Origin of the sequence: Nonomuraea monospora (assembly GCF_039531895.1) — a bacterium.
GTDB classification, from domain to species: domain Bacteria; phylum Actinomycetota; class Actinomycetes; order Streptosporangiales; family Streptosporangiaceae; genus Nonomuraea; species Nonomuraea monospora.
Window position 1 is genome coordinate 51,707 of the sequence record NZ_BAAAQX010000057.1, and the last position, 6,588, is coordinate 58,294.

The 6,588-nt window shown below is 71.9% G+C and carries 6 protein-coding genes; 3 read left to right on the top strand and 3 right to left on the bottom strand.

What is annotated here, in order from left to right:
- Window positions 1-86: 86 nt before the first annotated feature.
- Together ABD331_RS56490 and ABD331_RS56495 are read left to right on the top strand one after the other, a co-directional pair.
- Window positions 87-848: an ABC transporter permease gene (locus tag ABD331_RS56490; RefSeq protein WP_344495124.1), complete on the top strand. Its 762-nt coding sequence runs from the start codon at window positions 87-89 to the stop codon at window positions 846-848.
- Window positions 845-1,876: an ABC transporter ATP-binding protein gene (locus ABD331_RS56495; RefSeq protein WP_344495114.1), complete on the top strand. Its 1,032-nt coding sequence runs from the start codon at window positions 845-847 to the stop codon at window positions 1,874-1,876. Before ABD331_RS56490 ends, ABD331_RS56495 begins: the two co-directional genes overlap by 4 nt.
- A 64-nt stretch (window positions 1,877-1,940) precedes the next feature.
- Here the strand turns inward: ABD331_RS56495 and ABD331_RS56500 are convergent, their stop codons facing one another.
- Complete coding sequence (locus ABD331_RS56500) at window positions 1,941-2,573, bottom strand: TetR/AcrR family transcriptional regulator (RefSeq protein WP_344495116.1); 633 nt, start codon at window positions 2,571-2,573, stop codon at window positions 1,941-1,943.
- A 186-nt stretch (window positions 2,574-2,759) separates the two neighbouring features.
- Between ABD331_RS56500 and ABD331_RS56505 the strand changes: the two genes are divergently transcribed.
- On the top strand, window positions 2,760-4,175 hold the full coding sequence (locus ABD331_RS56505) for an MFS transporter (protein ID WP_344495126.1): 1,416 nt from the start codon (window positions 2,760-2,762) through the stop codon (window positions 4,173-4,175).
- A gap of 56 nt (window positions 4,176-4,231) precedes the next feature.
- On the opposite strand, the gene ABD331_RS56510 is transcribed toward ABD331_RS56505, so the two are convergent.
- Together ABD331_RS56510 and ABD331_RS56515 are read right to left on the bottom strand one after the other, a co-directional pair.
- Window positions 4,232-6,028, bottom strand: coding sequence for a CotH kinase family protein (locus tag ABD331_RS56510; RefSeq protein ID WP_344495118.1), 1,797 nt, complete (start codon window positions 6,026-6,028; stop codon window positions 4,232-4,234).
- Window positions 6,029-6,034: 6 nt separating this feature from the next.
- Window positions 6,035-6,588, bottom strand: a 554-nt coding sequence (locus ABD331_RS56515) for a DUF4956 domain-containing protein (RefSeq protein WP_344495120.1), incomplete at its 5' end; no start/stop codon positions are given.

Genomic DNA, 6,588 nt, shown 5'->3' on the forward strand with positions numbered 1-6,588 from the left:
CGCGTGAAGGGCGCGGGCCCGCTCGGTGGAACGGCCGCCCGGCGGGCTCGCGTGGAGGGCGCGAGCCCGCCGGGCGGACGCCGTGGATCCTCGTCGTGCCCGCGCTGGTGGGGCTGGCGTTCCTGGTGCTGCCGCTGGCCGGGCTGCTGATCCGGGCGCCGTGGCCGACGCTGCTGGAACGGCTGGCCGAGCCGCACGTGCTGGAGGCGCTGCGCCTGTCGCTGGTGACGGCGACCATCGCCACCGCGCTGTGCCTGCTGCTCGGGGTGCCGCTGGCCTGGCTGCTGGCCCGGGTCTCCTTCCCCGGGCGGCGGGTGGTCCGCGCGCTGGTCACCGTGCCGCTGGTGCTGCCGCCGGTGGTCGGCGGCGTCGCGCTGCTGCTCGTGCTGGGGCGGCGCGGGCTGGCCGGGCAGTGGCTGGAGTCCTCGTTCGGGATCACGCTGCCGTTCACCACGGCGGGGGTGGTGGTGGCCGAGGCGTTCGTCGCGATGCCGTTCCTGGTGATCAGTGTGGAGGGCGCGCTGCGCGGCGCCGACCAGCGCTTCGAGGAGGCCGCCGCCACGCTGGGCGCCTCCCGCTGGACAGTGTTCCGGCGGGTGACGCTGCCGCTGGTGATGCCCGGCGTGGTGGCCGGGGCGGTGCTGTGCTGGGCGCGGGCGCTCGGCGAGTTCGGCGCCACGATCACGTTCGCCGGCAACTTCCCCGGCACCACCCGCACCATGCCGCTGGCCGTCTACCTGGCGCTGGAGACCGAGCCCGAGGCGGCCATCGTGCTCAGCCTGGTGCTGCTCGCCGTCTCGGTGATCATCCTGGCCAGCCTGCGCGATCGATGGGTGAGCGCCCCATGACCCTGGACGCCCGGCTGGTGGTCACCCGGCCCGCCTTCACCCTAGACCTCGCCCTCGACGTCCAGCCTGGCGAGGTCGTGGCACTGCTCGGCCCGAACGGCGCGGGCAAGACCACCGCGCTGCGCGCCCTGGCCGGGCTGACCGGGCTGTCCGGCGGGCACATCACCCTGTCCGGCAGGCCGCTGCACACGATGCCCGCCGAGAGCCGCCCGATCGGCATGGTGTTCCAGGACTACCTGCTCTTCCCGCACCTGAGCGTGCTGGACAACGTCGCCTTCGGGCCGCGCTGCCAGGGGATGTCCAAGGCCGAGTCGCGCGGCCTGGCAACCGAATGGCTCGACCGGGTCGGCCTGGCCGACCGCGCCGCCGCCCGGCCCCGGCAACTGTCCGGCGGCCAGGCCCAGCGGGTCGCGCTCGCCCGCGCCCTGGCCGTCCAGCCGGAGTTGCTGCTGCTGGACGAGCCGCTGGCCGCGCTGGACGCGCACACCCGGTTGCAGATCCGCTCCCAGCTCCGCCGCCACCTGACCGCCTTCGGCGGCGCCACCGTCCTGGTCACCCACGACCCGCTCGACGCCATGGTGCTGGCCGACCGGCTGATCGTCATCGAGCACGGCGCCCTCGTCCAGCAGGGCCCGCCCGCCGAGGTCGCCCGCCGCCCGCGCACCGACTACGTCGCCCGCCTGGTCGGCCTCAACCTGTATCGGGGGGTGGCCGACGGCACCCGGGTCAAGGTGGGCGAGCTGCCGCTGCACACCACCGAGCCGCTGGACGGGGCCGCCTTCGTGGCCTTCCCGCCCGCCGCCGTCGCCCTCTACCGCACCCGCCCGGACGGCAGCCCGCGCAACCTGTGGCAGGCCCGCGTCGAGGGCGTCGAACGGCACGGCGACAACGTCCGCGTGCACCTCGACGGGCCCGTCACCGCCTTCGCCGACATCACCCCAGCCGCCGTCGCCGACCTCGACCTGACTCCCGGCCGGCAGGTGTGGGTGTCGGTCAAGGCGACCGAGACGCACGCGTACCCGGCGTGAGCGGCCGACGGGCAGCTCCTCCCCTTCGTGACGTCTGCCATCCAGGCCGCTTCTGAGGCGGCGCCTACCCTTCCGGCCCTTCCGGCCCTTCCGGCCCTTCCGGCCCTTCCGGCTCCTGCGGGCGGGGATGCGTGACCGGCAGCCGCACGGGCAGCCCGCGCAGCAGGACGTCGAGGAAGAGGTCGAAGCGGGCCGGGGTCGCGCCGGTCTCCACGCCGGCCTGACGGGCGCCGAGCCACTGCACGACGCCGAGGCCGAAGACGTACCAGCTCTGCTCGGCCAGCTCCGGGCTCGCCCCGGCCGTACGGAAGGCCGCGACGACGCGGTCGCGCAGCCGCGCGAAGGAGTGCGGGTTGTGGGTGTGGGGCAGGGCGACGTGCACGGCGTAGCCGGGGACGGCGAGGAACTCGTCGTGCATCGACCAGGCCAGCTCGGCCAGCCACGCCTGCCAGGTGCCGGGGGTGGGGTCGGTCGTGGGCAGGATGCGGTCGACCACGACGTCGCTGATCATGTGGAACAGGTCCTCGCGGTTGCGCACCCAGCGGTACAGCGCCGAGTGTGACACTCCGAGCCGGTCGGCCAGCTCGCGCATGGTGAGCGAGCCCAGGTCCGTGGTCAGCGCCGTGGCCACGATCAGGTCGCGGCTCAGCCGTGGCGGCCTGCCCTGTTTCCTGCCGGCCTGCGGCATTCTTCGCATCACCTCGCCCTTGTCATGCTCATTCCAGCATTAGTGACCATCGGTCTCTAAATGTGTTAGGTTCCCCTTACCAGCGTCTGGACCCCGCCGATGTTGATCCTCGCCGCCTGCACCGCAGCCGTCATGTTCCTCGTCCGTGCCGTCAGGAACCGCCCCGGACACCACCCGCAAGGAGACCCCGTGCGCATGTCCCACCCGACCACCGCGACCCCGGCCGCGGGAGAAGCCCGCGCCTCGATCATCGTCACCGCGCTGCTGCTCGCCTCGCTGGGCGTCGCGATCGCGCAGACGATCGTGGTCACGGCGCTGCCCGTCTTCGGACGGCAACTCGGCGTCCCCGCCGGCTCGGCGGCCTGGCTGCTGACGGCGTTCATGCTGTCCTCCGGCCTCGCCACCCCCATCGCCGGACGGGTCGGCGACCTCTTCGGCCACCGCACCGTCATGATCGCGGGCCTCGTCGCGCTGACGGCCGGCAGCGTCGTCGCGGGCGTGAGCGACCTGGCCGGCTCCTACCCGGGGCTGCTCGTCGGCCGCGTGCTCCAGGGCCTGTCAGGCGGCGTCTTCCCCGTCGCCTTCGGCCTGGCCCGCATGTCCGTGCCGCCGGGCCGGCTGCCCGGGGTGGTCGCCGCGCTGAGCGCGATGTTCGGCGTCGGCGGCGCGCTCGGCATGGTCCTCGCCGGGCCGATCACCGGAGCGCTCGGCACCTCCTGGCTGTTCTGGACCACCGCCGCCATCGCCGCCGCCGCCCTGTTCGGCACCGCCTTCCTCCCCGGCCACGAACCCCACCAGGGAGCACGACTCGACCTGCTCGGCGCGCTGCTGCTGTCCGGCACCCTGGTGTGCCTGCTGCTGGCCATCAGCCAGGGCAGCGCCTGGGGATGGGCCTCCGCCGCCGTGTGGACGCTGTTCGCCGCCGCCGTGGCACTCGCCGCGCTGTTCGTCGCCGCCGAACGCCGCGCCGCCGCGCCGCTCATCGACCTGCGGCTGGTGTACGCGCCGCAACTGCTCCCCACGCACCTCGCCACGCTGGTCATCGGCATCGGCATGTTCGCCGCGATCACCCTCATCCCGCAGTTCACCCAGGCGCCCACCAGCACCGGGTACGGGTTCGGCGACAGCCCCAGCCAGACCGGGCTGCTGATGGTGCCCGTCGCCCTGTTCATGGTCGTCGCGGCTCCGCTCGGCACCCGGATCGCTCGGCTGACCAGCAGCCGCACCGTGTTCCAGATCGGCGCGGTGCTCGCCGGAGTGGCCCTGGCCGGGCTCGCCTTCGTGCACGGGGAGCGGTGGGCCTTCTACGTCTGCGGGGCCACGCTGGGGCTGGCTTACGGTCTGGCGTTCGCGTCCCTGGGTGCTCTGGTCGTGGGGGTGGTGGAACACCATCAGACGGGGGCCGCCACCGGGCTGAACACCATTCTGCGCACGATCGGCGGGGCGGTCGGGGCTCAGCTCGCCGCCGCCGTCATCACCGGCTCCGCCCCTGCCGGAGGGTTGCCCACGGAGGCCGGTTACACGGCGGCGTTTCTCACCGCCGCGTGCGTCGCCGCGGCGGCAGCGGTCGCGGCGGCGGGGATCTCGCTCAAGCGCGCGGGCGAAGGGTAGGCGCTTCGGCCCGGCCCCGTGTGCTCGGTGAGCGGGGGCCGGGCTGGTGGCGGGTCCTACGCGCCGGTGATCGCCTTGTCGGTGCGCAGGGTCTGGGTGCGGGTCTGGAGGAAGGTGCGCAGGGTCTTCGCCTCCTGTTCGATCTTGGCGGGGTCGGACTTCTCGTTCAGGCCGTACGCCGCGATGAGGTCGTCGACCAGGCCGGTGGCGGTGCCGCTGCTCAGGAGCTTGGTGTAGAGGGCGCGGTACTGCTCCTCGTAGAGCTTCTTGAAGGTGGCGTTCGCGAGGAACTTCTCCTTCAAGGGGTGGCCCATGCGCATCATCCCGCCGCCGCCACCGCCGCCGCCGCCGGGTGGAGCTTGAGCCTGCTGGCCTTGCTGCTGGTTCTGTTGTGGGCGGCCTCGGCCGAAGCCCATGCTGATCGTGTCGTTCACGCCGCTCTCGGCGTTGCCGCTGAACGCGAGGTTCAGGTCCCAGGTGACGACCTTGAACTTCTTCGTGTCCAGGTCGTACCAGAGGTAGTAGTTCTTACCGGGGCCGGCCATGTCGTCGAAGTTGACCATCATGTTCTGCAGGACCAGGTAGCGGGCGAACGACTCCACGTCCAGGCGGTCGGCCAGGCCCTTGGCGAACTCGGCGTCAGAAGCCTCGTTCACCCACTTGACCAGCTCGATGACCGGCTGCATGTCCTTGCCGCCGACCTTGTTGATCTGCTTGAAGTCGGTGGTGTACTCGGTCTGGTCCTCGCCCTTGTAGGTGAAGGAGCCCGAGGCCAGCGACTTGTACAGGACGCCGTTGCCGAGGGCCTCGGCGTAGCCCTCGTCCAGGTACTCCACCAGGAGGCGCGGGGTCGAGGAGCGGCCGTTGACCGTGAAGGAGCTGTAGGTGGAGCGCTGGGTCGGCTCGCCGGACGCGCCTACCAGGGCGATGCCCAGCGCCTCGTTCAGCATGGCTGTGGAACCCGTCGTGGCCGGGCGGACGGCCACCTGGCTGTGGCCCTGGTAGCGGCGGCCCTCCACGAACTCGTCGAAGCTGATCAGCCACGGGAGGTTCTCCGGTTCCTCGCCCTTGAGCTGGGCGCCGAAGCCCCCGGGCCCGCGACCGCCACCGCCCGGTTGCCACCCGGCTTGGGGCTGGCCGGTCTGGGGCTGGCCCGTCTGGGGCTGATCGGTCTGGGCTTGGCCGGTTTGCGGCCGGCCCGTCTGCGGCTGCCCCGTCTGGGGCTGGCCCGTCTGCGGCTGGCCCGTTTGCGGCTGGCCCGTCTGCGGCTGGCCCGTCTGCGGCTGGCCCGCTTGGGGTTGATCGGCCTGAGGCTGGTCGGCCTGGGGCTGGTCGGCCGGTTGTTGCTGGCCGTTGCCGGGCGGCTGGAAGCCGTCCGGAGATTGGAAGCCATCGGGTGGCTGAAAGCCCTCGGGGACGCCTGCGGGCCGCCGTCCGCCACCCCCGCCCATGCCCCGCTGCGCCGACTGCCCCTTCCAGGTCAGCCCCATCAGCGTGGAGTTGCCCTTGAGCCGGACGCCCACGCTGGGGATGCGGGTGCCGTCGATGGTCAGGTCGGCCTCGACGTACTTCTTCTCGCCCTCCTTGAGGTACTCGGTGAGCATGTCCTCGTAGGCGGCGTCCGGGAAGGTGAGCGTGACCTGGTGCGGCACGGAGGCGTCGAAGAGGTCCTTGGCGCCGGTCAGGTTGGTGACGACGGTGGCGGCCTCGGCGGTCTGCGAGGTGGTGACGTACGGGCGGATGGTGCCGCTGCCGAACACGCCCCAGCAGGCCACCAGGAACGCCGCGCACAGCGCGACCAGCTTCCAGTTGTGCCGGAGTTTGACCGGGATGCGATGCTTGAAAGACGTCATGACCGGCTACAGGTCGGTCTGGTCGTATCCGGTCAGGACGGTGACCGACTGGCCGTGGTTGCGTTCGCGCAGGGCGGCGATGACGTCCGCGGGCTCGCTGCCCTTCTTGATCTTAACGGTGTACATCAGCTCCATCAGCGCGCCCGCCCTGATCGACTCCATGCTGACCAGCTCGAACTCGTCGGTGTGGCGCACCAGCACGTCCTGGATGGCGTGCGTGTAGTCGTCGTCGGAGGGCACCTGGACCTTGACGACCTGGCGGCGCACGTTCAGCGCGAACCAGTTGAACCGGCTCATCAGCATGATGATCAGCGAGATGGCCACCGCGGCGACGATGGCCAGCAGGTAGAAGCGGGTGCCGACGGCCATCCCGACGCCCATCACCAGGAAGATGAACCCGACGTCGCGGGTCTCCTTGATGGCGTTGCGGAAGCGCACCACCGACAGGGCGCCGACCAGGGCGAAGGCGCGGGCGATGTTCGAGCCGACGACCAGCATGATGAGCGAGATCAGCATGCCCAGGATGACCAGCGTCTGCACGTACGACTGGCTGTAGGAGA